The following is a 23371-nucleotide window of genomic DNA, read 5'->3' as shown; positions in this document are numbered from 1 at the left end:
GTTCTCCCTGCACGCGCCTCTATTCGGCGGCGTGACGGGAAGCGTCCGCCGCCGCGCGGGCGGCGTCAAGCTCGGCGGCCTTCTGTTCGACCAGTTCGACGATGTGGTCGATCATGCCGTCATTGGCCTGTTTGCCGGCGATCTTGCCGTTCAGATAGACCATGCCCGCGCCCTTGCCGCCGCCGGTGAAACCGACATCGGTATAGAGAGCCTCGCCCGGGCCGTTGACCACGCAGCCGATGATCGACAGCGACATGGCCGTCGAGACGTGGGCCAGCTTCTCTTCCAGGATGGCCACCGTCTCGATGACGTTGAAGCCCTGACGGGCGCACGACGGGCAGGCGATGATGTTCACCCCCCGGTGGCGCAAGCCGAGAGATTTCAGGATATCGAAGCCGACCTTGATCTCTTCCACCGGATCGGCGGCCAGCGACACGCGGATGGTGTCGCCGATACCGGCCCATAGCATGTTCCCCATGCCGATGGCCGACTTGATGGTGCCGGTGCGCAAGGGGCCCGCCTCGGTCACGCCGAGGTGAAGCGGGCAGTCGATGGCGTCGGCCAGTTGCTGATAGGCGGCCACCGTCAGGAAGGGGTCGGACGCCTTCACCGAGATCTTGAACTCGTGGAAGTCCAGATCCTGCAGGATGCGGGCGTGGTTCAGCGCGCTTTCAACCATGGCGTCGGGACAGGGTTCGCCGTATTTTTCCAGCAGCTCCTTCTCCAGCGAGCCGGCGTTGACGCCGATGCGCATGGAGCAGCCGTGGTCGCGAGCGGCCTGGACGACCTCCTTGACCCGGTCGATGGAGCCGATGTTGCCGGGGTTGATGCGCAGGCAGGCGGCCCCGGCCTGGGCTGCCTCGATGCCGCGCTTGTAGTGGAAGTGGATGTCGGCCACGAGCGGCACGCGGGCTTCGCGTGCAATGGTCCTGAAGGCCGCCGTCGACTCTTCGTCCGGGCAGGAGACGCGGACGATGTCGGCCCCCGCCTCCTCCAGCTGACGGATCTGGTTCAGCGTCGCCGCCGCGTCGGTGGTCGGCGTATTGGTCATCGACTGGACGCTGATCGGGGCGTCGCCGCCGACCGCGACCGAGCCCACCATGATCTGGCGGCTCTTGCGGCGCTCGATGTGGCGCCAGGGGCGGATGTGGCCGAGTTCGGAATGGTCGCTCATGTCGGGCGGAACATAGGCGAGGAACGACGGCAAAACCACGACATCAGTCGCCGGCCGCGACGATTCATCCGGCGGGCGGGCTTGCCGGGACCACAGGAAGGGGCGGCGGCGCTGCGGCCAGGGCGGCGGCGGCCTGGGCGGCGCGCGCCCGCGCCTGGGCTTCCGCCGCAGCGGCGGCCCGAGCCTCGGACTGACGCGCCTCCGTCTGGGCGCGGCTGTTCAGCTGGCCCAGCGGCGACTGAGGCGCGGGCAGGGCCCCGCTATGCTCGCCGTTCAGATAGACGTCGAAGGCGGTCGGATCGGAGACGTCCACCGTGGCCGAGACGTTCGGCGGCGCCCGCCAGGCCTCGCCAGCCGCCAGTTGACGCGCGAACAGGACGCGGCCGTCGCCTTGACGCACGACCAGGCTGGCCGGCTTCCTGGCCTGCAGGATGACCTGAGAGGCCGTGGCCGAGGCGCCATAGACGGCGCCGCGCGGGTTGAAGGCGGCCTGGACCGGGGGCCCGGGCAGGGCCGCCACGACCGCATTGGGATCGTCGGGATCTACGCCGGTCAGCTGGGCCTCCAGACCAGGCGTGATGTAAAGGGCCGGGGTGGTCTGGTCTGGCGGCGCGGCGCGCGGCGCGCCCAGATACAAGGCGCGTTCGACCTCAGAGTCGGCTTCCTTGGCCCAGTTCTTGGGCACGGCGACCAGGTCGGACGGATGCGGCGGCTCGATGCGGACGACGCGCTGAAAGACGTTCCAGCCGACCACGGCCAGAACCAGGACGCCCAGCGCGGCCAGGATCCGGGGCGAGGTGCGGCGCATCTGCTGCAGGGCGGCGCCGGTCGGGGCCTGCAGCGGCACGGCGGCATCGGGAAACTCGCGCTTGAAGCGCTCGACCGCCGTCAGTTCGTCCAGACCCAGGGCCCCGGCGTAGGCGCGGACATAGCCCATGGAGAAGATGCGCGACGGCAGGACCGAAAACTCGTTCTGCTCCAGCGCCGTCAGATAGCGCGGATGCACCCGCGTCATCGTCGACAGCTGGGCCATGGAGCGGCCCGAGGCGAGACGGGCCGCACGCAGGGCCTCGCCCAGCGTCTCGGCGTCCTCGAGGGACGGCGCGTTCTGCCGATCCTGATCCATGCGGGAATCCGTTGGTGCGGGCGCGAACACGCCCTCCCCTTCGCTTAGACGAGGCGCTCCACGCGGGCAACGCGGGAAAAGCGGCTCCGCTTGGTTCTCAGACCGAAACGTTCAGCTTGCGCGCCAGGGACTCGATTTCGCCGCGCACCGATCCGGCCGAGGAGCCGAGCAGGACCGCCATGCCGCGACGCGCGGCCGGCAGGTCAGCCGACAGGATCATGCGCTTGACCGGCCCCACGCCGCCCGCCGGGGCCGACAGCCGGGTGTAGCCCAGGGTGATCAGGGCGAAGGCTTCCAGCGGGCGCCCGGCCAGTTCGCCACAGACGGACACCGGCGTGGCGCTGTCGGCGCATTTCTGCTGGATCTCGGCCAGTGCGCGCAAGGCCGGCGGCGACAGGGGGTCATAGCGATCCGAGACCAGGGGATTGGTCCGGTCGGCGGCGAACATGTACTGCAACAGGTCGTTGGTGCCGATCGAGACGAAGTCGGTCAGCGGCAACAGGGCGTCCAGGTGCCACAACAGGCTGGGGCATTCGACCATGGCCCCGACGCGCAGCAGGGACGGCAGGGGGCGCCCGCGACGCCGCGCCCAGTCGCACTCGACATCGACCAGTTCGCGCGCGGCGCGGAACTCGTCCACGGTGGCGATCATGGGGAACATGACACGCAGCTCGCGCCCGGCGGCGGCGGCCAGCAGCGCCCGCACCTGCATTCGCAGCAGGGCCGGCCGGTCCAGACCCAGACGGATGGCGCGACGGCCGAGCGCCGGGTTTTCTTCACGCTCATTGTCGATATAGGGCAGGACCTTGTCGCCGCCGATATCCAGGGTGCGGAAGGTGACCGGACGGTCGCCCGCCGCATCCAGCACCAGCTTGTAGAGGGCCGTCTGGGCGTCCAGACGCGGCAACTCGTCCGAGACCATGAACTGGAACTCGGTGCGGAACAGGCCGATGCCCTCGGCTCCGGTCGCGTCGAGATTCTCCAGATCGACGGCCAGGCCCGCGTTGGTCAGGATGGTGATCCGGGTGCCGTCCCGGGTGACGGCCGGGGTGTCGCGCAGCAGGTCGAACTCGGCCCGGCGCTGGTCGCGCACGGCCATCCGGGTCTGGACCGCCGCCAGCATGTCGGGGCGGGGACGCAGATAGGCCTCGCCGGTCTCGCCGTCGACGATGACCTGATCACCTTCGGACAGACGGTCGCGCAGACCTTGCAGGCGACCGACGCAGGGGATCTGCAGCGCCCGCGCCACGATGGCCGCGTGGCTGGCGGCCGAGCCTTCTTCCAGCAAGAGGCCGCGCAGCTTGTGGCGCGGATATTCCAGCAGGTCGGCGGGGCCGAGGTTACGCGCCACCAGAATGGCGTCGTCCGGCAGGTCGCGCTGGCCCGGATTGTCGCCCGCCAGCACGCGCAGCAGGCGGTTGGCCAGGTCCTCGAAGTCGTGCAGCCGCTCGCGGATATAGGGGTCGCGGGCCTTGGCGAAGCGGGCGCGGTGCTCGTTGCGGACCCGATCGACGGCGGCCTCGGCCGTCAGGCCCGAGCGCACCGCCTCTTCCAGCGACCGGTTCCAGCCGCGGTCGTCGGCGAACATGCGATAGGTTTCCAGCACCTCGAACGAGGTCCCGCCCAGCTTGCCCTGACCGCCTTCCAGCATCTCGTCGATGCCGGCCTTGAGCGCCGACAGGGCTTCGGCCAGACGCCGCTCCTCCGCAGCCGGATCGTCGGACAGCAGTTGCTCGGGGGCCAGGGGCGCCTCGTGCTGGACGACGACGCCATAGGCCAGGCCTTCGGCGAACTTCTGCCCCTTGAGCCGCTCGGGCCGGTGGGGCGCCACCTCGACGTCGCGCAGTTCGTCCTGGGCCAGCAGTTCGCCCGAGGCCACCGTCTCGGCCAGGACCATGGCGATGGTCTGGATGTCCTCGACCTCTTCCTCGTCATAGCGACGGGCGGCGCGGTTCTGGACGACCAGAACGCCGATGGCCCGGCCGCCGCGCAGCAGGGGCGCGCCGAGGAAGGCGTGGAAGGGATCTTCGCCGGTTTCTGGGCGATAGGAGAAGCTGGGGTGGGATGGCGCGTCCGACAGGCTGATCGGCTGGGCCAGCCGGGCCACCTCGCCGACCAGACCCTCGCCCGGACGCAGCCGCGTATTGTGCACGGCCTCGGGGTTCAGGCCTTGGGTGGCGAACAGCTCCAGCTCGCCCGAGGCGCGGCGCAGGTAGATGGAGCAGACTTCGGCGACCATGGACTGGGCGATGGTGCGCACCACCATGTCCAGCCGGTCCTGCGCCGGGCCGCCGCCGGCCATGGCTTCGCGGATCTGGCGCAGGAGGTTGCGAGGCCCCCTCGTCGTCAATCCGCCCTTCACCATGGTCGCTCCCGCCTTGCCGCCCGCTGATCAGATAGGGCGGCCCTCACATTCATCCTATAGCGCGTCGAGCCCGTAGGCCGAATGAAGCGCCCGCACCGCCAGTTCCGAGTAGGCGTCCTCGATCAGCACGCTGATCTTGATCTCGGAGGTCGAGATGGCCTGGAACTTGACGCCCTTGTCGGCCAGGGCCCGGAACATGGTCTGGGCCACGCCGGCATGGCTGCGCATGCCCACGCCGATGACCGAGATCTTGGCCACGTCCGCATCGATGCGCAGTTCCTCGAAGCCGATCTCGGCCTTGGCGGCGGTCATCATCTCGGCGGCGCGCTGGGCGTCGCGGCGACCGGTGGTGAAGGTCAGGTTCACCGCGCCCTCGGTGCGGGCCTGGCTCTGCACGATCATGTCCACATTGACGTTGGCCTCGGCCAGACGCGTGAACACGTCGGCGGGGGCGTCGGTGCGGTCCGCCAGACCCAGCAGCGTGATCCGGGCTTCGTCCCGGCTCATGGTCACGCCGGAAACGATGCGCTTTTCCACGATCTCATCCTCGTCACAAATCAGGGTGCCGGCGTTTTCCGGCAGATTTCCATTCTCATCCGGCTCGATGAAGCTGGACAGGACCCGAACCGGGACCTGCTTGGCCATGGCCAGTTCAACCGAGCGGGTCTGCAGCACCTTGGCCCCCAGCGAGGCCATTTCCAGCATCTCCTCGTAGGAGACCTTTTCCAGGCGCCGCGCGCGGCTCTCGATGCGGGGGTCGGTCGTATAGACCCCGTCCACGTCGGTGTAGATGTCGCAGGGGCATTCCAGCGCCGCCGCCACCGCCACCGCCGAGGTGTCGGAGCCGCCGCGTCCAAGCGTGGTGATGCGGCCGTCGCGGGTCACGCCCTGGAAGCCGGGCACCACGGCGATCTGACCGCCGTCGACGGCGGCGCCCAGGACGTCGCCGGGCACGTCCTCGATACGGGCGCGGCCGTGGGCGTCGTCGGTGATGATCGGAATCTGCCAGCCCATCCAGCTGCGCGCGTTCAGCCCCATGTTGCGCAGGGTCAGGGCCAGAAGGCCCGACGTCACCTGCTCGCCCGAGGCGACCACCACGTCATATTCGTCGTCCGACAGGGGCAGGCCCCCATTCTTCAGTTCTGGGGCGGCGGGACCCGCGCCGTCGGTCCAGGCCACCAGCTCATTGGTCTTGCCGGCCATGGCGGACACCACCACGGCGATCTGTTTGCCCTTGGCGGCCTCGGCGGCGATAATTCGCGCCGCACGACGAATACGCTCGAGGTCCCCCATGGAGGTCCCCCCGAACTTCATCACCAGTCGTGTCGTCTCGGGCCGCGTCATCGTGCCGTTTCGTCCCCTGCTTGCATGGGCGGCCAAGGCGGTTCATGCCTGCAGCCATGTCCGCTTCTAACGACAGCCTTGAGCCGCGCAAACCCCAAAGCGAAGAGGGTTTTTCACCCTTTGCAACCGATCGTGCCGAGGGGCCGAGCATCGATCCTGCCGACGTCGCCCGCTTTTCCGCCCAGGCGGCCGAGTGGTGGGATCCCAAAGGGCCGTTCGCGCCCCTGCACCGCTTCAATCCGGCGCGTCTGAAATTCGTGCGCGACCGCGCCGCCGCGCATTTCGGGCGCGACGCCCGGAGCCGCGCGCCGTTTGCGGGGCTGAGCCTGATCGACATCGGCTGCGGCGGCGGCCTGATCGCCGAACCGATGCGGCGCATGGGCTTTGACGTCACGGCCCTGGACGCCTCGTCCGAGAACATCGGCACGGCCCGCGCCCACGCCGAACAGGTCGGGCTGGAGATCGCCTATCGCGCCGCCACGGTCGAACAGATGGTGGAAGCCGGCGCTGGTCCCTTCGACGTGGTCCTGACCATGGAGGTGATCGAGCACGTAGCCGATCCCGAAGCCTTCATCCGCGCCTGCTCGAAGCTGATCAAGCCAGGCGGGATGATGATCGTCGCCACCCTGAACCGCACGCTGAAGGGCCTGCTGCTGGGCAAGTTCGCCGCCGAATACGTGCTGCGCTGGGTCCCCGCCGGCACCCACGACTGGCGTCAGTTCCTCAAGCCCGAAGAACTGCGCGCCATGCTGGACGGCGAGCCCCTGACCGTCACCGGCCCTTTCGGGCTGGCCTATGACCCGCTGAGCGATCGCTGGAGCGAGGGCGACGACGTGGGCATCAACTACATGATGATGGCGACGCGGGACGCATGACGCCCCGGCGGATCGTCGTCACCGGCGGGCCGGGATCGGGCAAGACCAGCCTGATCGAGGCCTTGGCGGCGGCGGGGCACGCCACCTCGCCCGAGGCCGGACGGGCCGTCATTCGTCGCCAGCAGGCCATCGACGGACAGGCCCTGCCCTGGCGTGACCGCGCCCTGTTCGCCGAACTGATGCTGGACCGTGAGCTGGAGGCCCATGCCCGCGCCGAGGATGCGACCGACCAGGTCTTCTTCGACCGCGGCGTCCCTGACGTGGTCGGCTATCTGGCCCTATGCGGCCTGCCGGTCCCGCCCCATGTCGAGCGGGCGGCGCGTGAGGTCCGTTACGATCGGCGCGTCTTCATCGCCCCGGTCTGGCCCGAGATCTTCGCCCAGGACGCCGAGCGCCGGCAGGATCTGGATGAGGCTCAGCGCACCTTCGACGCCATGGCCGCCGTCTATCCGCGCTTCGGCTACGAGTTGGTCGAACTGCCCCGGGTTCCAGTCGCCGAACGCCTCGCCTTCGTCCTGTCGCGCCTGGCCTAGCCCGGCTGCCGCGTCTCGCGCAGCAGCGACAGGTCATAGCCCAGGGCCTGAACCCGGTTGCGCAGAGCCTGAACGGTTTCCGCCCCTGGCCGCGCCTCGCGGCTGAGAATCCAGAGGTAGCGGCCGGACGGCTCGCCCACGATCGACCAGCTATAGTCGTCGGCGTGGTCCAGAACCCAGTAGTCGCCCACGTAGAAGGGACCGAAGAAGGAGACCTTCAGCTTGGCGCCATTGCTGTCGGCGACCAGCTTGGCCTTGCCCTCGGACTGCTTGATCGGACCATCGACAGCCCCCTGACGACAGCGGTTCAGCACCCGGACCTGGCCGTTCTCCAGCAGGCTGTAGTCCGCGGTGACCGCCTCGCAGTCTTTCTGGAAGCCGGCTTCGTAGCGGGCCAGCTCGTACCAGCGGCCCAGATAGCGGTCGAGCTCGACCGGTTTGGCCGGCTGCGGCACGGCGGCGTTGCCGACGGGTCCGCGTTGCAGGGTGGCGCAGGCGCCGACGGCGACCGCGACGCCGGCCAGGAGGAGGAGGGGGAGGGTGCGTTTCAAGGTCATGAGGCCCGAAAGACCCGAACCTCACCCCCGGTTCCGCTCAGAGCGTCCGGATCATGTAGCGGGCGTCCTCGCCGTAGCTGGCCAGCTTCTCGGCCATGCCGGGCGGGCTCTGGACGACGAAGCCGTTGCGTTCCCAGAATGCGGTCGCCTCATTCACCGCCACCAGAGCGATGACGGGCCACCCCGCCGCCCTGGCCTGCGCGGCCAGACGCTCGACGATGACACGCGTATGGCCGCCGCCGCGCGTGTCGGGGTGAACGGCCAGGTCGTGCAGGTAGATGATCTCGGCGTCCTGGGGCACCGCGCCGATCAGACTGTCCAGCGGCGGGGCCGCGTTCCGCCGCCAGGGATAGGCCATCAGATAGCCCATTACGGTTCCGTCTTCGTCGGACAGGACGAAGCAGCCCTGGGGCGCCAGGGCCTGTCGCTCGGCGAAACACGCGCGGGCCTCGAAATGGTCGGGGAAGGACAGGCGGGCCACCGCGACGACGCCGTCGATGTCGTCGGGCGTCATCGGCCGCCACTCTAGACGGGACAGCGGGCGTTCAGTTCCGCCCTGTTGAAGCTCCATTCCACACTCCGGGTTTCGTCGTCATCCGCCCCTTCGATGCGGGCGGTCAGCACATCCCCCTGGCGCTGATAGAGGATGCGGTGCGGAAAGTCGTTGGCGGGATTGGCGAAGACCACGCGCTGCGGCCCGCTTTCGATCAGACGGAAGGGCGTGGGCGCGGCCCCTTCCGGCTGCGCCAGATAGGCCAGGACGCCGTCCTGCAAGGGAGCGATGCGGGCGAACTCGAAGCCGCTGCGGCCATTACGCACAGTCACGGCATGGCCCGCCAGAAGGCCCACGCGCGGGTCGCTCCAGGTCTCCGACGCCTCGCGCCCGCCGGAGCAGTCCAGCCAGTAGCCCGCCATCCAGGACAGGTCGGGCGCGGGCGAGGCCGCCTGAACCAGCACGGCGGCCGAAAGCGCGGTCAGCAAGGCCATCAAAGTCTCCCTCCTCAGTGTTCTGAGAGAGGCTAGATCAGTCCGTGTCGTCCCGCTTGTAGGTTTGCGACGCCAGCCGCCGCGCCAGCTCCATCTGGTCCCGCGCCCACGCGGTGGCCGTACAGCCGAGGAAGCGGCGGAAATCCCGCGCCATCTGCGGCTGGTCGAAATAGCCAGCGGCCAGTCCCGCCTCCAGCCAGGAGGCCGCGTCGGCGTCAGGGCCCGTCGCATGGTCGAAGATGCGGCGGAAGCGGAAGACCGAGCGCAGGGTCCGGGGGGCCACGCCCACGCGATCACGGAAACGGCGCTGCAGGGCGCGTCGCTCGGCAGGGTTCAGGACGGGTCCGTCGACGTCGCGCTCGGCGGCGGCGACCTCGACGCGGACAGCAGGGTCGAGGCGCCAGCCGCCCGCCTGGCGCTGCTCCTCCAGCCAGTCAGCCAGGGCCGTCGCCTGGGCGGCCGGATGGCCGGCAGGGGCCGTGAAGCCGCCTAGGCGCGCCACCAGATCCAGCCGGCGGTCCGTCGCCTCGATCAAGGGACGCCCCAGAAACGCCCGCGCGCCGTCCGGCTCGAACCTGGCGGCGACGATCTCCACCGGACCGACGGGACGGATAGCCATGGGCCGGGTCATCTGGCCGGCGAAGATGACCGGCGGCTGGGGGCGAAACACGCCGTCCTCGCCCGCTTCCTCGTAGGGCGCGGCCAGATCGATCACCAGTTCGGGGCAGCCGTCGGGGGCGATGCGCTGCACCTCGCCCGTCGGGCTTGGCGCCGCATAGGTCCACAGGACGCGCACGAAGGGGCGCAAGGATTCCGGCGGCGCGAACTCCTCGTATCTCTCCCCCTCCCCCATGTCGTCAGTGCGCCTTCTTCGGGTCCGGCGGCAGGCTGGGCAGGGGGGCGCAGGGCACGCCGTCGTCCTTCAGCTTCTTCACATCGGCGGGGGTGGCCTCGCCGTAGATCTCGCGCTTCTCGCTGCGGCCTTCATGGATATCGCGGGCCTCGCGAGCGAAGGCGTCGCCGACGTAGTCGAAGTTCTGCTCGACGTGATCGCGCACCTCGCGCGCGGCCTGCGTCATCATGGCCTGCATCTGCTTCATGGCGTCGGGGGCGGGCGCCGCCTTTTTCGTGCCCGCGACGGCGGGGGCCATGACCTGCTTTCGCACACCTGTGGAGGCGCAGAAGGGGCATTCGACCAGACCGCGCGCCGCCTGGTCGTCATAGTCGCTGGAAGACGCGAACCAGGCCTCGAAGCCGTGCTCGTGGTCGCAGATCAAGGCGTAACGGATCATTGAGGCTCGTCGAATGGGCGGTCGTGCGCCAGGGACGGCACGGCCTGCCGCGCGCGTCGCACCGCGCTCAGGTCCAGGCTCGCGGCGATGACGCAGGGTTCGTCATGATCGGCCCGAGCGATGATCTCGCCCCAGGGCCCGACGATGACGGAGCGCCCCCAGGTCTGGCGGCCGTCCTCGTGCGTCCCGCCCTGGGCCGGGGCCAGGACAAAGGCCCCGGTCTCGATGGCCCGGGCGCGGAGCAGGGTCTCCCAGTGCGCCTCTCCGGTCGGGCGGGTGAAGGCGGCGGGCACGGCGATCATCGATGCTCCGGCCTTGGCCAGCTGGCGATGCAGATGGGGGAAGCGCACATCGTAGCAGATGGTCAGACCCAGACCGCCCCACGGGGTGTCGGCGAGCCGCGCGGCGTCGCCTGGCCGCACGGAGGCGCTTTCACGATAGGTCTCGCCATTGGCCAGATCGACGTCGAAGACGTGCAGCTTGTCATAACGGGCCGTGATCGACCCGGCCGGGTCGATCAACAGGGAGCGATTGGCGGCGCGGTCGTCGCCAGGCGCCTCCGAACGGACGATGGCCGATCCGATCAGCAGCCAGACGCCCAGCTCGGCGGCCAGGGCGCGCAGGCCGAGAACGGCCACGTCCGCGCTTTCGGTCGTCAGGGCGGCGTCGCGAAGTCCCCGACGCTGTTCGAGGAAGTTCGTCCCCTCCGGCGTCAGGATCAATTTCGCCCCGCCCGCCGCCGCTTCGCGGATCAGCGGCTCGACATGGGCCAGCCCCGCGGTCGCCGTCGCCGGCGTCCGCGTCTGGATCAGCGCGACGTCGAGCCGCTCGTCCATCAGGCCGCCAGCAGGGGGTCGAGGCCGCCGCGCGCATCCAGGGCGTGGATGTCGTCAGAGCCGCCGACGTGTTTGTCGCCGATGAAGATCTGCGGGAAGGTGGACTTGCCGCCGGCGCGCTCCACCATCTCGGCCTTTTTAGCCGGATCGTTCGAGGCCACGATCTCGGTGAAGGCCACGCCCTTGCGGTTCAGCAGGCCCATGGCGGCGATGCAATAGGGGCAACCGGGCTTGGTGTAGATGACGACTTCGGCCAACGCGGACTCTCCTGAATTCAGACCAGAGCCCTACTTAGGCGGTTCGCGCGCAGTTCGCACCCTCGCGATGACAGCCAGGTCCACGGCGCGGGCGCCGGCCGACAAGAGAACGCGGGCGCAGGCCTCCGCCGTGGCTCCCGTGGTCAGGACGTCGTCGATCAGAAGAATGCGACGGCCCTTGATCCGGCGACGCCCGGCCTCGGTCACGGCGAAGGCCTTTTTCACGTTCAGACGGCGCCCGCGCGCCGACTTGCCGCCCTGACTGTCGGTCGGCGTCGCGCGGATCAGGGCGTCCGGCAGGTAGTCGAGACCGGCAGTGCGGGCCAGCGGGCGGGCGATCTCCGCAGCCTGATTGAACCGCCGCGTCAGCAGGCGCGACCGGTGCAGCGGCACAGGGACCACGGCGTCCGCCTCGGCCACCAGATCGGCGCCGGACCGCGCGATCCAGCGGGCGAACAGGGGGGCGAACTGCTGCTGGTCGCCGTGCTTGAACTTGAGGATCAAACCGCGGGACGCCTCGTCATAGACGCAGGCCGCGCGGGCGCGGGCGAAGACGTAGGGCTGGACCTGGCAGGCCAGGCAGCGGTCGGAAGCAAATTCTCCGCCGTCGTATTCAAAGGCCGCGCCGCAGCCGTCGCAGACAGGCGCTTCCAGAAACACGACCCGGCTCCAGGCGTCGGGCGTCAGGCCCGCCGACGCCGTGGCCTCGCGGCTGTCGTGGGCCATGGGCGGCAGCAGAATATCCAGCAGACCGCGCCCCGCATCGCGCGCGCCGGATGCTATAGGCGCGGTCACGCCTTTTAATCGACCTCGCCAACCCCCATCCTGAACGGACATGAGCGCCCCCTCCTCTGGTCCCCCGATCATCTTCGACGCCGCCCGCCGCGCCGCGCGCCTGAGCCGCGCCGCCCGTCGTTTCCCCGACGCCGACTTCCTGCACGTCCGCGCCGCCGAGAACGCGGTGAACAGTCTGGAGGTGATCCTGCGCGAGTTTCAGGCCCCCGTCGACCTGTCGCCCCATCCGGGCGTATTCGCGCGAGCGGTCGCCGACAGTTCGGCCCGCGACCGGCTGGGCGAGGTCCGCGCGGTGGGTGCGACGTCCCAGCGCGCGGCGCCGGGCGCCGGGCCTCTGGGCCTCGAGGACCAGTCCGCCGACCTGATCGTGAACCTGCTGGGCCTGCACTGGGCCAACGACCTGCCCGGCGCCCTCGCCCAGATCCGCAGGGCGCTGAAGCCCGACGGCCTGTTCGTCGCCAGCCTGTTCGGGGCGGCGACGCTGAAGGAGCTGCGCGGCGTGCTGACCGAGGCCGAGCTGGAGGTCAACGGCGGCGCCCAGGCCCGCGTCTCGCCCTTCGCCGACGGCTTCGACGGGGCGGGTCTGCTGCAGCGGGCGGGCTTCGCCCTGCCGGTCAGCGACGTGGACCGGGTGACGGTGCGCTACGCCGACCCCTTCGCCCTGATGCGCGACCTGCGCGCCATGGGCGAGACAAACGTGCTGGCGGGACCGATCAAGCCGCTGAGCCGCGCCGTCCTGGCCCGCGCAGCTCAGCTCTACGCCGAGCGCCACGCCGAGGCGGACGGACGCATTCCGGCGACCTTCGAGATGGTGCATCTGGCCGGTTGGGCGCCGCACGACAGCCAGCAGAAGCCGGCTCGGCGCGGATCGGCAAAAACCCGGCTGGCCGACGCCCTCGGGGTGCGCGAGCGGACGGGCGAAGAGCCTAGCTGACCGCCTGGGTCAGGGCGGTCAGGGCGGCGTTGAACACGCCCGCGGCCTTCTCGCCCGCCAGACGCATCGAGCCGATGATGACCAGAAAGATCAGGGCGCAGATCAGGCCATACTCGATGGCGGTGGCGCCGCTGTCGTCGCGCAGGAACCGGCCGATGAAACGTCGCATCCAGGCCCCCTCCCGCGGCGGCTGATCAGAGCAGGTCGCGCAACCAGGCGACCAAGGGTTCGTCAGCCGGCGGCATGGGATAGTCCGAAAGCTTGTTCGGCTTCACCCAGGCCAGACCCGCGTGTTCACGCGAGGTGACCACGCCGGACCAGCGTCGGCACAGATACAGTGGCATCAAGAGGTGAAAGGAATCGTAAGCGTGACTGGTAAACACGAACGGGGCCAGGCAGGCCTCGTTCACGTCGATGCCCAGTTCTTCGTTCAGTTCGCGGATCAGGGCCCGTTCGGGCCGCTCGCCCGGCTCGACCTTGCCGCCGGGGAACTCCCACAGGCCGGCCAGTTGCTTGCCCTCGGGCCGCTTGGCGATCAGGACGCGGCCGTCCGCGTCGATCAGGGCGACGGCGACGACGAGAACGGTGGGAACGGCGCCGACTGCAGCCTCGCTCACGAGCGATAATCCCCGTTGATCTCGATGTAGCGCTTGGTCAGATCGCAGGTCCAGACGGTGGCCGAGGCCCGGCCCGAGCCGACGTGGACGGTGATGTCGATCTCTGCGTTCTTCATATAGGCGCTCATCTTCGCCTCGTCGTAGGTCGGCGAGGGCGCGCCGTCGACGGCGGCGACATGGGGACCGAAGTGGATGGCCAGACGGTCGCGATCCACGGCCTCCTCGGTCTTGCCCACGGCCATGACAATGCGGCCCCAGTTGGCGTCCTCGCCGGCGATGGCGGTCTTGACCAGGGGGCTGTCGGCGATCGACTTGGCCAGCTTGCGCGCCGAGGCGGGGCTGGCCGCCCCGTCCACGGTGATGCGGACGAACTTGGTCGCGCCCTCGCCGTCCTTGACCAGCTGGTGGGCCAGATCGAGCATGACCTTGTCCAGCGCCGCCGAGAAGTCCTTAAGCCGGCGATCGCCGACCCGGCCGATGCGCGGCGCGCCCGAGGCCCCGGTCGCGAACAGCAGGGCCGTGTCATTGGTCGAGGTGTCGCCGTCCACGGTCACCGAGTTGAAGGTGGTGCGCACATGCAGGTTCAGCAGGGCCTTCAGGACCGGCGGGGCGATGTCGGCGTCGGTGACGATGAAGCCCAGCATGGTGGCCATGTCGGGCGCGATCATGCCCGAGCCCTTGGCGACGCCGGCGATCTTCACCTTGACGCCCTCGATCTCGCACTCGGCGTAGGAGCCCTTGGGGAAGGTGTCGGTGGTCATGATGCCCAGACCGGCCCGAGCCCAGGCGTCGGCCTTCAGCCCGGCCTTGATGTCGGGCAGGCGGGCGGTGATCTTGGTCTCGTCCAGCACCACGCCGATGACGCCGGTCGAGGCCAGCATGACGTCGCGCTGGCGGCAGTCGAAGCGCTTGGCTGTTTCCGAGGCCGTGCGGCGGGCGGCGTCGGCTCCGGCCTTGCCGGTGAAGGCGTTGGCGCAGCCGGCGTTGACGACCAGGGCCTTGACCCCCTCGCCGCCCTTGTCGGCGTCCAGGTGGCGCTTGCACCAGTCGACAGGCGCCGAGCCCACCTTGTGCCGGGTGAAGACCCCCGCGCAGGACGCGCCCTCCGGGAAGTGGAAGACCACCAGATCGTCGCGCTCATGCTTGTAGAAGCCGGCGCGTGCGGTGGCGATCTCGACCCCGCCGATGGGCGGAATAGTCGGGAAGGGCACGGCCAGCGGCGAGACCATCAGCCCCGGCTTGCCCGGCGAGGCCGGCTTGGCGGCCGGTTGGGTGGCGCGCTTCAGGGCCGAGGCCAGCGGGTCCAGGGCCTTTTCGATGGCGGTTTCGATCATCTGGCCGGTCGAGCCGGATTTGACGGGCGGACGGTTCATGAGGCGACGGTTCCGGCGGGAGGGGCGGCGGCAGGTGCGGCGGGCGCTGACTTGGTTGAGCCTTGCGCCGCCGGTTTGGCGGGATTGAGGAAGACCTCGACCTGAGCCTTGCCGCGCAACTGCTCCAGCAGCTGGCGTACGCCCTCATAGGTCAGATAGCGGACGATCAGGGGGCGGGCCTGATCCAGGGTCGGGGGCGTTTCCAGGCGGCGATCCTCGATGCGCAGCACGGCCCAGCCGCCTGCGCCCTGGACGGGCCCGACCACCACGCCCGGCGCCTGGCCGCGCACGGCGGCGGCGTAGGCGTCGGGCAGGACGTCCAGCGTCGAATAGCCCAGGTCGCCGCCGGAATAGCGGGTGGCGTCGTCGATCGAGCGCTGGGCGGCCACAGCCTCGAAGGCGGCGCCCTGGCCCAGAACCCCGACCACGGCGTCGGCCTGTTCTTTCGTGTGCGACAGGATCAGACGGACCCGGATCTCCTCGGTCGTCTGGGCCCGGCGCTGTTGCTCCTGATAGAGCCGTTCGACCGCCTGGTCCGAAACCGCGCCGCTGACGACGGATTCCACCAGCATGTCGCCGAGGATGCGTTCGTGCACCGCCTCCAGCCGGCGCTGGGCGGCGGCGTTCTTGTCCAGACCGCGACGACGCGCCTCGGCCGCCAGAAGTTTCTGATCGACCACCTCGTCCAGCACCCGGCGGAACAGCTCGGACTTGACGTCCAGGGGTTCGCCCTCGCCGACCAGACCCTGGGCGACGGCTTCCCGGCGCACGTCGGACGCCCAGACCGAGCGGTCCAGCACCCGCGCCACCACCAGATCGCCCTTTTCCGGCGGGGTTTCCGCGTCTCCGCGACTACAGGCGCCCGTCAGCGTCACGGCCAGCAGGACCGCCGCCAGCACGGGCCGCAATGCTCGGAAGGAGGGGCGCGAATGACGCATCGGGCGCTCCGGCCAAAAGGCGACAGGGGGACGAAAATCAGGAACCGAAGGGCCTGCGGCGCCAGGCCCTCGAAAGCCCCTCGCGTTGACAGGGGTTAGGGCGGTGCTTAAGTCCCGGCTGCGCCCAAGTCGAGGGGTTTTCGATCGTCTGCGCGGCCCCTGCGCACGCCTCGTATTTCGAGGGTCGCCGGGACCGGCGTCGATCCTGGGCTCCGCGATCGCGACGCTCCCTGTTTCAGAGCCTTCAGCCGCTCGACCGCCTTTACCGGATCGCCCATGCTCGGCTTCGCCAAGAAAATCCTCGGCTCCTCCAACGACCGCAAGGTCAAGGCCTTCCAGGCCCAGGCGCAAAAGATCAACGCCCTGGAAGCCCGGTTCGAGGCCTTCTCGGACGACGAGCTGCGCATGATGACGCAGACCTTCAAGGATCGCATCGAGGCCGGCGACAGCCTGGACAAGATCCAGAGCGAAGCCTTCGCCGTGGTGCGCGAGGCCTCCAAGCGGGTCCTGGGTCAGCGCCAGTATGATGTTCAGCTGGCCGGCGGCATGATCCTGCACGAAGGCGGCATCGCCGAAATGCGGACCGGCGAAGGCAAGACCCTGGTGGCCGTGGCCCCGGTCTATCTGAACGCCCTGGCGGGCAAGGGCGTCCACGTCATCACCGTCAACGACTACCTGGCGCGCCGCGACGCCGAGACGATGGGCAAGGTCTATCGCTTCCTCGGCCTGGAAGTCGGGGTCATCGTCAACGGCCTGTCGCAGGGTCAGCGCCAGGCGGCCTACAACGCTGACATCACCTACGGCACCAACAACGAATTCGGCTTCGACTACCTGCGCGACAACCTGGTCTACGACCGCCGCGAGATGGTGCAGCGGACCCACCATTTCGCCATCGTCGATGAAGTCGACTCCATCCTGATCGACGAGGCGCGCACGCCCCTGATCATCTCGGGCCCGACCGAGGACCGCTCGGACCTCTACAAGATCGTCGACACGATCGTGAAGGAGCTGGTCAAGGACAAGGCCACCTATGATCTGGACGAGAAGCAGCGTCAGGCCCTGCTGACCGAGCTGGGCTCGGAACGCATCGAGGAGATGCTGGAAGCCGGCGGCCACTTCGCCGAGGACACCACCGACCTGTATGATCCGGCCAACGTCAGCCTGGTCCACCACGTCAACCAGGCCCTGCGCGCCAACACCCTGTACACGCGCGACAAGGACTACATCATCAAGGCGGGCGAGATCGTCCTGATCGACGAATACACCGGCCGCATGATGACGGGCCGTCGCCTGTCCGAAGGTCTTCACCAGGCCATCGAGGCCAAGGAAGACGTCAAGATCATGCCCGAGAACCAGACCCTGGCCTCGGTCACCATCCAGAACTACTTCCGCCTCTATGAAAAGCTGTCCGGCATGACCGGCACGGCCGCCACCGAGGCCCAGGAATTCCTCGACATCTACAAGATGGACGTCCTCGAGGTTCCGACCAACCGTCCGATCCAGCGCAAGGATTACGACGACGAGGTCTATCGCACCTTCAAGGAAAAGAACGCGGCCATCGCCGCCCAGATCGCCGAGTGCCACGTCAAGGGTCAGCCCATCCTGGTCGGCACCGTCTCGATCGAAAAGTCCGAAGAGCTGTCGGACGTCCTGAAGAACTATGCGTACAAGGTCGAGACCGGCCGCACCCTCAAGGCCGAATACGCCGGTCGCGAGAAGGAGGCCCAGAAGGTCGGCGACGACGCCTATGACATCGTCTACGCCACCGGCCACGGCATCCCGCACAACGTCCTGAACGCGCGTCAGCACGAGCAGGAAGCCTATATCGTCGCCGACGCCGGCCTGCCCGGCGCGGTGACCATCGCCACCAACATGGCCGGTCGCGGCACCGACATTCAGCTGGGCGGCAACCTGGAGATGCGCCTGCAGCGCTGGACCCAGGAGCAGCGCAACATGGCCGTGGCGGTCACGCCTGAAATGCTCGCCGAGGTGGAAGCCGAGTACAAGGCCGAGATCGCCGTGCACCGCGAGACGGCGCTGGCCGCCGGCGGTCTGTTCGTGCTGGGCACCGAGCGTCATGAAAGCCGCCGCATCGACAACCAGCTGCGCGGCCGCACCGGTCGTCAGGGCGACCCCGGCACCTCGAAATTCTACCTGTCCTGCGAAGACGACCTGCTGCGCATCTTCGCCGGCGATCGCCTGGATTCGATCATGCGCAGCTTCGGCGTCGCCGAAGGCGAGGCCATCAGCCACCCCTGGCTGAACCGCGCCGTGGAAACCGCCCAGAAGCGCGTCGAAGCCCGCAACTACGACATGCGCAAGAACGTGCTGAAGTACGACGACGTCGTGAACGACCAGCGCAAGGCCGTGTTCGAACAGCGTCAGGAGTTCATGGACTCCACCGACCTGTCGGAACTGGTCACCGACTTCCGTCTCGACGTCGTGTCCGACCTGGTCGAACGCTACATGCCGCCCAAGGCCTACGCCGAGCAGTGGGACATGGACGGTCTGGACGAGAAGGTCCGCTCGACCCTGGGCCTTGAGCTGCCCCTGCGCGAGTGGGCCGCCGAGGAAGGCGTCTCGAACGAAGAGATCGAGGAGCGCATCAACGCCGCCGCCGACGCCCGCGCCGCCGAGCGTCTGGAGCAGATCGGCGCCGACCAGACCCGCGGTCTGGAAAAGCAGTTCATGCTGCAGATGATCGACATGCAGTGGCGCGAGCACCTGGTCCATCTGGACCACCTGCGCGGCGTCATCGGACTGCGCGGCTACGGCCAGCGCGACCCGCTGAACGAATACAAGACCGAAGCCTTCAACCTGTTCGAGACGCTGCTGCACGACCTGCGCCACAACGTCACCCGCTGGCTGATGACCGTCGAGTTCCGCTTCGAGGCGCCGCCGGCGATGGAACTGCCCGAGTTCCAGGAAATCCACCTGAACCCCGGCACCGGCGAGAACGAGATGGCTAATCCGATGGCCCAGAACCCGGAAGGCATGCTGACCGGCGACGACCGCTCCAAGCTGCCGGTCGAGGCCCTGCCCGTCGGCTGGGAACGCACCAGCCGCAACGCCGACTGCCCCTGTCACTCGGGCCGCAAGTTCAAGCACTGCCACGGTAGTCTCATCTAAGGCGCTGCCGCGCGGCGCTACGCTCGCGACGCGGTCGCTCGCGGCTTGAGCGCCAAACACTGAGTTGAGAGAGGCGGCCTCGCTTTGCAGGGCCGCCTTTTTCTTTGGGCGGTGTTGAGGCGGAGCGCGTGACGCCGCCTTAGTGGCGAGCTAGCCTGTCGCCATGAGCTACAAGCCCCTCTTCTCGCGCGCCCTAGGTCTCGATCCTGAGCGGCTGCATTTCGCCGCCCACAGCCACCACCTGTGGCCCGACGCCAGCTTCGACGCCCAGGTCCAGGCCTGGGCCGAGGCCAATCGCTTCGCCGACCGCAAATGGGATCTGGTCTTCGGCGAGGTCATTCCTGAGGCCCAGAAGCACGTGGCGAAGGAGCTGAACCTGCCTTCGCCGGACAGCCTGATCTTCACCTCCAACACCCACGACCTGCTGATCCGCCTGGTTTCGGGCGTCGAGAAGAAGCCGGTGCGCATCCTGTCCACCGACGGCGAGTTCCACTCCTTCCGTCGCCAGTCCGAGCGCTGGGAGGAGGCGGGCGAGGCCGTCGTGACGCGGGTGCCTTTGCAACCCTTCGCCAGCTTCGCCGAGCGCTTCGTCGCGGCGGCCAGGGCGGGCGGCCATGACCTGATCCTGGTCAGCCAGGTCTTCTTCCGCACAGGTCAACTCTTTGACGCCATCCCCGAGCTGGCGGTCCTGGCCGACCCGGCGGGGCCGTGGGTGGTCATCGACGGCTATCACGGCTTCATGGCGACCCCGACCGACCTGTCGGCGGTGGCGGACAAGGTCTTCTACCTGGCCGGCGGCTACAAATACGCCATGGCGGGCGAAGGCGCCTGCTTCCTGCATGCCCCGCCCGGCTTCTGCCCCCGCCCGGTCATCACCGGCTGGTTCGCCGAGTTCGGCCATCTGGAGGGTCCGCCCGGCGGAGTCCAGTACCGCACCGACGGCGGCCGCTTCTGGGGCGCCACCTTCGACGTCAGCGCCCTGTATCGCCTCAACGCCGTTCGCCGGATGCTGGACGAACAGGGACTGACCACCGTCGAGGTCGCCGCCCATGCGCGCGGCCTTCAATCCCGCTTCCAGGCGGCGATCCTGAACGGCGAGGCCGGAGCCCTGTCGCAGGCCGAGATCCTCAACCCCGTTGAGGGCGAGGCGCCGCGCGCCCGCTTCCTCGCCCTGCGTTCCGACGAGGCGTCGCGCTGGAAGGCCGACCTGCAACACATGAACGTGGTCACCGACGTCCGCGACGACGTCATCCGTTTCGGCTTCAGCCTCTATCAGTCGGAAGAGGACGTGGAGCGGCTGATCCACGCCTGCGCCCGCCTGACCTGAAGCGTCAGAAGAACAGGCTGTCGGCCTGTCGCTGCGCTTCTGGCGGCCGTCGCGCCGGAGCCGACTTCGGCGCAGGCCGGGACGCAGCGGCGGGCGGGGCGGCGCGACTGGGCGCCTCCGGCCGCGCTGGCGGAGGCGGCGCCGGAGCGCGAGTCTCCGCCCTTTCCTCGTCTTCAAAGATCGAGCGCCAGCCGGATGCCGCCGGCGCACGGGGCCGTTCCACCTCGGGGGCCGCCGGCCGCGGCTTCGGCGGGGGCGCCACGGCGGGATAGGGGATGGGCGACGCCGTGGCCTCGGCCCCCGGATCGTCGGCGACGGCCGCGACCGGCGCCGCTGACGTCGGCGCTGCCGGACTTTCGGTCGCCAATCGCTGATCCGCCGCGTTCCAGAGAATGGCCACGCCCAGCGCCAGCAGCACGAGGCCGATGGCGGCGCCGATGGCCGAGCCCATCAGGATGCGGTTCATATCACTGGCGGCGCGCGAACTCATGACGCCCAAGGCCTACCACGACCACCCTGCCCGCGTCTCAGACGGCGGCGTCCAGCAGGGCCTCGCGCACGATGTCGGGATGGGTCATCGGAAACAGGTGTCCGCCCCCCGCCACCGCCTCCACCTGATGCGGCGAGGCGCCGGCGGGCACGGCGCACAGGCTTCCGCTCTCGGCCTTCAGTATACGGACGACATCAGGGAACCGGCGCAGGGCGCGCCAGGGATTATGCGCCTGGGCCGCGTAGTTGGACGCCTCCCAGGCCGGGGCACAGGTCAATTCCAGCCCCCGATCCGTCTCGACCAGTCCGTCGATCAGGTAGTCGGCCAGCATCATGTCCGACCAGCCCTTGAACGCGCCGCGTCCGCGATAGGCGGCCAGCGCCTGCTCGCGGCTGTCGAACACGGCGCGCCGCTTCAGGGTGCTGGCGACGATGGGGATGCGGTGCGACATCCGGCCGATCAGCGGCAGGTTCATCGCCAGAACCATGGGACGGCGCCAGATCACCGGGTCCAGCAGCAGAAGGCGCGACACCCGATCCGGCCGCTCCGCCGCCGCCAGGAGGCCGCTGGTGCCGCCGATGGAGTGACCCGCCAGGGCCACCGGCGGCCCCTCGACCGCGTCGAGCAGGGCGATCAGGTCGTCGCGATGATCCAGCCAGCTGCGCCGCCCCTCGGGCCGCGCCGGCAACTGGCTCCGGCCGTGCCCCCTCAGATCCGGTGCCCAGATGCGCAGGGCGCCCGACAGGGGCTGTAACAGGGACCTGTAGGTGTAGGCGTTGAATCCGTTGGCGTGGGCGAAGATCAGGTCGACAGGCCGGGCGGGATCGCCGAAATCGAGAACCGCCATCTCGCCCCCGCCCCAGCGGTTCTCGATGGGAACCGTCAGACGCCGCGGCGCCGAAAGGGCCAGGGCGTCCATGCGCCTCAGGCCGCCACGCGGCAGGCGGGGCAGCGGCCATGCCCCTCGATCGTGGTGCGTTCGATGGCGTAGCCGGCCGAAGACGCCGCCTCGGCGAAGGCCTCGCCTCCGGCCACGGCCACCTCCTCGGTCGCGCCGCAGCAGTCGCAGATCAGGAAGGCCGCGGCGTGGGCCGGCGCGTCGCCTGCGACGGCGGTGCAGGCGACATAGGCGCTGATGGAGGCGATGCGATGAACCACGCCGCGCCGCTCCAGAAACTCCAGGGCGCGATAGACGGTCGGCGGCTTGGCCGCCTGACCGTCCAGGCCATAGCGCGCGATCAGGTCATAGGCCTTGACCGGCTCGCCCGCCGCCAGCAGCAGTTCCAGCACGCGCCGGCGCGGGGCGGTCATGCGCTCGCCCTCGGCGGCGCAGCGCGCCTCGACGGCGACCAGCGCCTGTTCCACCTCGGCATGACCCGGTCGGCTGTCGGCATGATTGTGATCGCAAGCGGCGCCCATACCCCACAGCTAAGGGGTCGGCGGCCGCATCGCAACCGTAGCGGCGTCGCAGTCCGCCGTGGACAGTCTGCCGTTCGTCGAACAGCCGCGTTTGCCGCCCGCCGAGCCATAGGCTAGAAGGCTCGACCTTTCTGTTCAGAGCCGATCCGACAACATCATGACCGACACCACGTCCCAAGCTGGCGCCCTGTCCGGCAACGTCCTCTTCTACACCCAGCCGGAGCCGATCTCGATCGAGGCCCACGGCAAGCTGGGCGTGACGCCGGCCGACAAGCCCTACGCCTTCGTCGCCCAGACCAACATCGTCCCGCTGACCGTGACCGAGTTCGCGCCGGCCGCCCTGTCCTACCCGGTCATCTTCGTCGGCGAGTTGAAGCAACCGGTCGTGGCCATGGGCCTGCGTCAGAACGACAACCTGTTCATCGACAACGGCGACTTCCGTCCCGAGGCCTACATCCCGGCCTATATCCGTCGCTATCCCTTCGTCTTCGCCAACGACGACACGCAGAACCGCATGATCCTGTGCATCGATCGCGCCGCGAACTTCGTCGGCGAGGGCGGCGAAATTCCCCTGTTCGAGAACGGTCAGCCCAGCGAGTACGTCAACAACGCGATGGAGTTCTGCAACAACTTCGAGCAGGAACGCGTGCGCACTGAATCGTTCGTGAAGCTGCTGACCGACCTGGACCTGTTCGAAACGCGCGAAGCCTCCTTCACCCCGCGCAATCCCGACGGCACCCCGGGCCAGGTGCAGAAACTGGCCGAGTACTTCGCCGTCTCGGAGGACAAGCTGAAGGCCCTGCCGATCGAGAAGCTGGCCGAACTGCGCGACAACGGCGCCCTGGGCCAGATCTACGCCCACCTGGTGTCGCTGCTGGGCTGGGACCGTCTGATCGCCATGGCCTTCGCCCGCGCCGCCACCGAAACCCCGGTCGCCGCGAACGCCTGATAGGTGTTCTTTAGGGGGCCTACCGCGCTGCGCGCTGCTTGAGGCCCATTGAAG

At 69.1% G+C, this 23371-nt stretch carries 25 protein-coding genes; 6 read left to right on the top strand and 19 right to left on the bottom strand.

Features of this window, described 5'->3' with window-relative positions; genetic code table 11:
* Nucleotides 1-19: 19 nt before the first annotated feature.
* The 4 genes from ispG to B4A39_RS07860 form a co-directional block, all read right to left on the bottom strand.
* Entirely contained in the window at nucleotides 20-1174 is a 1155-nt protein-coding gene (gene ispG, locus B4A39_RS07875) for a flavodoxin-dependent (E)-4-hydroxy-3-methylbut-2-enyl-diphosphate synthase (RefSeq protein ID WP_292035859.1), read from the bottom strand.
* A gap of 64 nt (nucleotides 1175-1238) precedes the next feature.
* Nucleotides 1239-2300, bottom strand: coding sequence for a helix-turn-helix domain-containing protein (locus tag B4A39_RS07870; protein ID WP_292035120.1), 1062 nt, complete (start codon nucleotides 2298-2300; stop codon nucleotides 1239-1241).
* A gap of 97 nt (nucleotides 2301-2397) precedes the next feature.
* A complete protein-coding gene (gene ptsP / locus B4A39_RS07865; protein ID WP_292035118.1) occupies nucleotides 2398-4665 on the bottom strand; it encodes a phosphoenolpyruvate--protein phosphotransferase in 2268 nt (755 codons plus the stop codon).
* A 54-nt stretch (nucleotides 4666-4719) separates the two neighbouring features.
* On the bottom strand, nucleotides 4720-6009 hold the full coding sequence (locus B4A39_RS07860) for an aspartate kinase (RefSeq protein ID WP_292035116.1): 1290 nt from the start codon (nucleotides 6007-6009) through the stop codon (nucleotides 4720-4722).
* Nucleotides 6010-6065: 56 nt separating this feature from the next.
* Between B4A39_RS07860 and ubiG the strand changes: the two genes are divergently transcribed.
* The gene (gene ubiG, locus B4A39_RS07855; RefSeq protein WP_292035113.1) at nucleotides 6066-6884 is read left to right on the top strand and encodes a bifunctional 2-polyprenyl-6-hydroxyphenol methylase/3-demethylubiquinol 3-O-methyltransferase UbiG; all 819 of its coding nucleotides are present in this window, start codon (nucleotides 6066-6068) and stop codon (nucleotides 6882-6884) included.
* The gene (locus B4A39_RS07850) at nucleotides 6881-7417 is read left to right on the top strand and encodes an AAA family ATPase (protein WP_292035112.1); all 537 of its coding nucleotides are present in this window, start codon (nucleotides 6881-6883) and stop codon (nucleotides 7415-7417) included. The genes ubiG and B4A39_RS07850 overlap by 4 nt, the downstream gene beginning before the upstream one ends.
* Here B4A39_RS07850 and B4A39_RS07845 read toward each other — a convergent pair.
* The 8 genes from B4A39_RS07845 to B4A39_RS07810 are packed head-to-tail and all read right to left on the bottom strand — an operon-like array spanning nucleotide 7414 to nucleotide 12183.
* Complete coding sequence (locus tag B4A39_RS07845; RefSeq protein ID WP_292035110.1) at nucleotides 7414-7974, bottom strand: lipocalin family protein; 561 nt, start codon at nucleotides 7972-7974, stop codon at nucleotides 7414-7416. The two genes, B4A39_RS07850 and B4A39_RS07845, sit on opposite strands and share 4 nt — an antisense overlap.
* A gap of 37 nt (nucleotides 7975-8011) precedes the next feature.
* Nucleotides 8012-8488 (bottom strand): GNAT family N-acetyltransferase, encoded by a 477-nt coding sequence (locus B4A39_RS07840; RefSeq protein WP_292035109.1) that lies wholly within the window; start codon nucleotides 8486-8488, stop codon nucleotides 8012-8014.
* Between the two features lie 11 nt (nucleotides 8489-8499).
* On the bottom strand, nucleotides 8500-8961 hold the full coding sequence (locus tag B4A39_RS07835; RefSeq protein WP_292035107.1) for a DUF6265 family protein: 462 nt from the start codon (nucleotides 8959-8961) through the stop codon (nucleotides 8500-8502).
* A gap of 37 nt (nucleotides 8962-8998) precedes the next feature.
* A complete protein-coding gene (locus B4A39_RS07830) occupies nucleotides 8999-9814 on the bottom strand; it encodes an AraC family transcriptional regulator (protein WP_292035106.1) in 816 nt (271 codons plus the stop codon).
* 4 nt (nucleotides 9815-9818) lie between these two features.
* The gene (locus B4A39_RS07825; RefSeq protein ID WP_292035105.1) at nucleotides 9819-10253 is read right to left on the bottom strand and encodes a DUF1178 family protein; all 435 of its coding nucleotides are present in this window, start codon (nucleotides 10251-10253) and stop codon (nucleotides 9819-9821) included.
* Entirely contained in the window at nucleotides 10250-11089 is an 840-nt protein-coding gene (locus tag B4A39_RS07820) for a carbon-nitrogen hydrolase family protein (RefSeq protein ID WP_292035103.1), read from the bottom strand. The genes B4A39_RS07825 and B4A39_RS07820 overlap by 4 nt, the downstream gene beginning before the upstream one ends.
* Nucleotides 11089-11346, bottom strand: coding sequence for a glutaredoxin 3 (gene grxC, locus B4A39_RS07815; protein WP_292035101.1), 258 nt, complete (start codon nucleotides 11344-11346; stop codon nucleotides 11089-11091). The genes B4A39_RS07820 and grxC overlap by 1 nt, the downstream gene beginning before the upstream one ends.
* Before the next feature lie 30 nt (nucleotides 11347-11376).
* Entirely contained in the window at nucleotides 11377-12183 is an 807-nt protein-coding gene (locus B4A39_RS07810) for a ComF family protein (RefSeq protein WP_292035100.1), read from the bottom strand.
* Between B4A39_RS07810 and B4A39_RS07805 the strand changes: the two genes are divergently transcribed.
* Entirely contained in the window at nucleotides 12182-13075 is an 894-nt protein-coding gene (locus B4A39_RS07805) for a class I SAM-dependent methyltransferase (protein ID WP_292035099.1), read from the top strand. The two genes, B4A39_RS07810 and B4A39_RS07805, sit on opposite strands and share 2 nt — an antisense overlap.
* On the opposite strand, the gene B4A39_RS07800 is transcribed toward B4A39_RS07805, so the two are convergent.
* Genes B4A39_RS07800 through B4A39_RS07785 form a run of 4 tightly spaced genes read right to left on the bottom strand, consistent with a single transcriptional unit; the run spans nucleotide 13068 to nucleotide 16003 of the window.
* Nucleotides 13068-13244: a Flp family type IVb pilin gene (locus B4A39_RS07800; protein ID WP_292035098.1), complete on the bottom strand. Its 177-nt coding sequence runs from the start codon at nucleotides 13242-13244 to the stop codon at nucleotides 13068-13070. The two genes, B4A39_RS07805 and B4A39_RS07800, sit on opposite strands and share 8 nt — an antisense overlap.
* A 25-nt stretch (nucleotides 13245-13269) precedes the next feature.
* On the bottom strand, nucleotides 13270-13692 hold the full coding sequence (locus tag B4A39_RS07795; protein WP_292035097.1) for a (deoxy)nucleoside triphosphate pyrophosphohydrolase: 423 nt from the start codon (nucleotides 13690-13692) through the stop codon (nucleotides 13270-13272).
* Nucleotides 13689-15065: a bifunctional glutamate N-acetyltransferase/amino-acid acetyltransferase ArgJ gene (gene argJ, locus B4A39_RS07790; RefSeq protein ID WP_292035096.1), complete on the bottom strand. Its 1377-nt coding sequence runs from the start codon at nucleotides 15063-15065 to the stop codon at nucleotides 13689-13691. Before argJ ends, B4A39_RS07795 begins: the two co-directional genes overlap by 4 nt.
* Entirely contained in the window at nucleotides 15062-16003 is a 942-nt protein-coding gene (locus B4A39_RS07785) for a peptidylprolyl isomerase (RefSeq protein ID WP_292035095.1), read from the bottom strand. The genes argJ and B4A39_RS07785 overlap by 4 nt, the downstream gene beginning before the upstream one ends.
* Nucleotides 16004-16279: 276 nt before the next feature.
* On the opposite strand from B4A39_RS07785, the gene secA reads away from it, so the two are divergent.
* Together secA and B4A39_RS07775 are read left to right on the top strand one after the other, a co-directional pair.
* The gene (gene secA / locus B4A39_RS07780; RefSeq protein ID WP_292035094.1) at nucleotides 16280-19132 is read left to right on the top strand and encodes a preprotein translocase subunit SecA; all 2853 of its coding nucleotides are present in this window, start codon (nucleotides 16280-16282) and stop codon (nucleotides 19130-19132) included.
* A gap of 163 nt (nucleotides 19133-19295) precedes the next feature.
* Nucleotides 19296-20459: an aminotransferase class V-fold PLP-dependent enzyme gene (locus tag B4A39_RS07775; RefSeq protein WP_292035093.1), complete on the top strand. Its 1164-nt coding sequence runs from the start codon at nucleotides 19296-19298 to the stop codon at nucleotides 20457-20459.
* A gap of 4 nt (nucleotides 20460-20463) precedes the next feature.
* On the opposite strand, the gene B4A39_RS07770 is transcribed toward B4A39_RS07775, so the two are convergent.
* Genes B4A39_RS07770 through B4A39_RS07760 form a run of 3 tightly spaced genes read right to left on the bottom strand, consistent with a single transcriptional unit; the run spans nucleotide 20464 to nucleotide 22368 of the window.
* Entirely contained in the window at nucleotides 20464-20949 is a 486-nt protein-coding gene (locus tag B4A39_RS07770; protein WP_292035092.1) for a hypothetical protein, read from the bottom strand.
* 37 nt (nucleotides 20950-20986) lie between these two features.
* Nucleotides 20987-21868, bottom strand: a complete 882-nt coding sequence (locus B4A39_RS07765; RefSeq protein WP_292035090.1) for an alpha/beta hydrolase — start codon at nucleotides 21866-21868, stop codon at nucleotides 20987-20989.
* Between the two features lie 5 nt (nucleotides 21869-21873).
* Nucleotides 21874-22368: a Fur family transcriptional regulator gene (locus tag B4A39_RS07760; RefSeq protein WP_292035088.1), complete on the bottom strand. Its 495-nt coding sequence runs from the start codon at nucleotides 22366-22368 to the stop codon at nucleotides 21874-21876.
* Between the two features lie 157 nt (nucleotides 22369-22525).
* Between B4A39_RS07760 and B4A39_RS07755 the strand changes: the two genes are divergently transcribed.
* On the top strand, nucleotides 22526-23317 hold the full coding sequence (locus B4A39_RS07755; protein WP_292035086.1) for a SapC family protein: 792 nt from the start codon (nucleotides 22526-22528) through the stop codon (nucleotides 23315-23317).
* Nucleotides 23318-23371 lie beyond the last annotated feature (54 nt).

The organism is Brevundimonas sp. UBA4553, assembly GCF_002387245.1.
Taxonomy (GTDB): Bacteria; Pseudomonadota; Alphaproteobacteria; order Caulobacterales; family Caulobacteraceae; genus Brevundimonas.
Note: the sequence above shows the minus strand (reverse complement) of the source record. Positions and strands in the feature narration are given on the sequence as shown.

Excerpts from the sequence above, each read along its gene's own strand:
- ispG (WP_292035859.1), bottom strand. The coding sequence starts at position 1,174 with ATGAGCGACCATTCCGAACTCGGCCACATCCGCCCCTGGCGCCACATC.
- B4A39_RS07870 (WP_292035120.1), bottom strand. The coding sequence starts at position 2,300 with ATGGATCAGGATCGGCAGAACGCGCCGTCCCTCGAGGACGCCGAGACG.
- ptsP (WP_292035118.1), bottom strand. The coding sequence starts at position 4,665 with ATGGTGAAGGGCGGATTGACGACGAGGGGGCCTCGCAACCTCCTGCGC.
- B4A39_RS07860 (WP_292035116.1), bottom strand. The coding sequence starts at position 6,009 with ATGACGCGGCCCGAGACGACACGACTGGTGATGAAGTTCGGGGGGACC.
- ubiG (WP_292035113.1), top strand. The coding sequence starts at position 6,066 with ATGTCCGCTTCTAACGACAGCCTTGAGCCGCGCAAACCCCAAAGCGAA.
- B4A39_RS07850 (WP_292035112.1), top strand. The coding sequence starts at position 6,881 with ATGACGCCCCGGCGGATCGTCGTCACCGGCGGGCCGGGATCGGGCAAG.
- B4A39_RS07845 (WP_292035110.1), bottom strand. The coding sequence starts at position 7,974 with ATGACCTTGAAACGCACCCTCCCCCTCCTCCTCCTGGCCGGCGTCGCG.
- B4A39_RS07840 (WP_292035109.1), bottom strand. The coding sequence starts at position 8,488 with ATGACGCCCGACGACATCGACGGCGTCGTCGCGGTGGCCCGCCTGTCC.
- B4A39_RS07835 (WP_292035107.1), bottom strand. The coding sequence starts at position 8,961 with ATGGCCTTGCTGACCGCGCTTTCGGCCGCCGTGCTGGTTCAGGCGGCC.
- B4A39_RS07830 (WP_292035106.1), bottom strand. The coding sequence starts at position 9,814 with ATGGGGGAGGGGGAGAGATACGAGGAGTTCGCGCCGCCGGAATCCTTG.
- B4A39_RS07825 (WP_292035105.1), bottom strand. The coding sequence starts at position 10,253 with ATGATCCGTTACGCCTTGATCTGCGACCACGAGCACGGCTTCGAGGCC.
- B4A39_RS07820 (WP_292035103.1), bottom strand. The coding sequence starts at position 11,089 with ATGGACGAGCGGCTCGACGTCGCGCTGATCCAGACGCGGACGCCGGCG.
- B4A39_RS07805 (WP_292035099.1), top strand. The coding sequence starts at position 12,182 with ATGAGCGCCCCCTCCTCTGGTCCCCCGATCATCTTCGACGCCGCCCGC.
- B4A39_RS07810 (WP_292035100.1), bottom strand. The coding sequence starts at position 12,183 with ATGTCCGTTCAGGATGGGGGTTGGCGAGGTCGATTAAAAGGCGTGACC.
- B4A39_RS07800 (WP_292035098.1), bottom strand. The coding sequence starts at position 13,244 with ATGCGACGTTTCATCGGCCGGTTCCTGCGCGACGACAGCGGCGCCACC.
- argJ (WP_292035096.1), bottom strand. The coding sequence starts at position 15,065 with ATGAACCGTCCGCCCGTCAAATCCGGCTCGACCGGCCAGATGATCGAA.
- B4A39_RS07785 (WP_292035095.1), bottom strand. The coding sequence starts at position 16,003 with ATGCGTCATTCGCGCCCCTCCTTCCGAGCATTGCGGCCCGTGCTGGCG.
- secA (WP_292035094.1), top strand. The coding sequence starts at position 16,280 with ATGCTCGGCTTCGCCAAGAAAATCCTCGGCTCCTCCAACGACCGCAAG.
- B4A39_RS07775 (WP_292035093.1), top strand. The coding sequence starts at position 19,296 with ATGAGCTACAAGCCCCTCTTCTCGCGCGCCCTAGGTCTCGATCCTGAG.
- B4A39_RS07770 (WP_292035092.1), bottom strand. The coding sequence starts at position 20,949 with ATGAGTTCGCGCGCCGCCAGTGATATGAACCGCATCCTGATGGGCTCG.
- B4A39_RS07765 (WP_292035090.1), bottom strand. The coding sequence starts at position 21,868 with ATGGACGCCCTGGCCCTTTCGGCGCCGCGGCGTCTGACGGTTCCCATC.
- B4A39_RS07760 (WP_292035088.1), bottom strand. The coding sequence starts at position 22,368 with ATGGGCGCCGCTTGCGATCACAATCATGCCGACAGCCGACCGGGTCAT.
- B4A39_RS07755 (WP_292035086.1), top strand. The coding sequence starts at position 22,526 with ATGACCGACACCACGTCCCAAGCTGGCGCCCTGTCCGGCAACGTCCTC.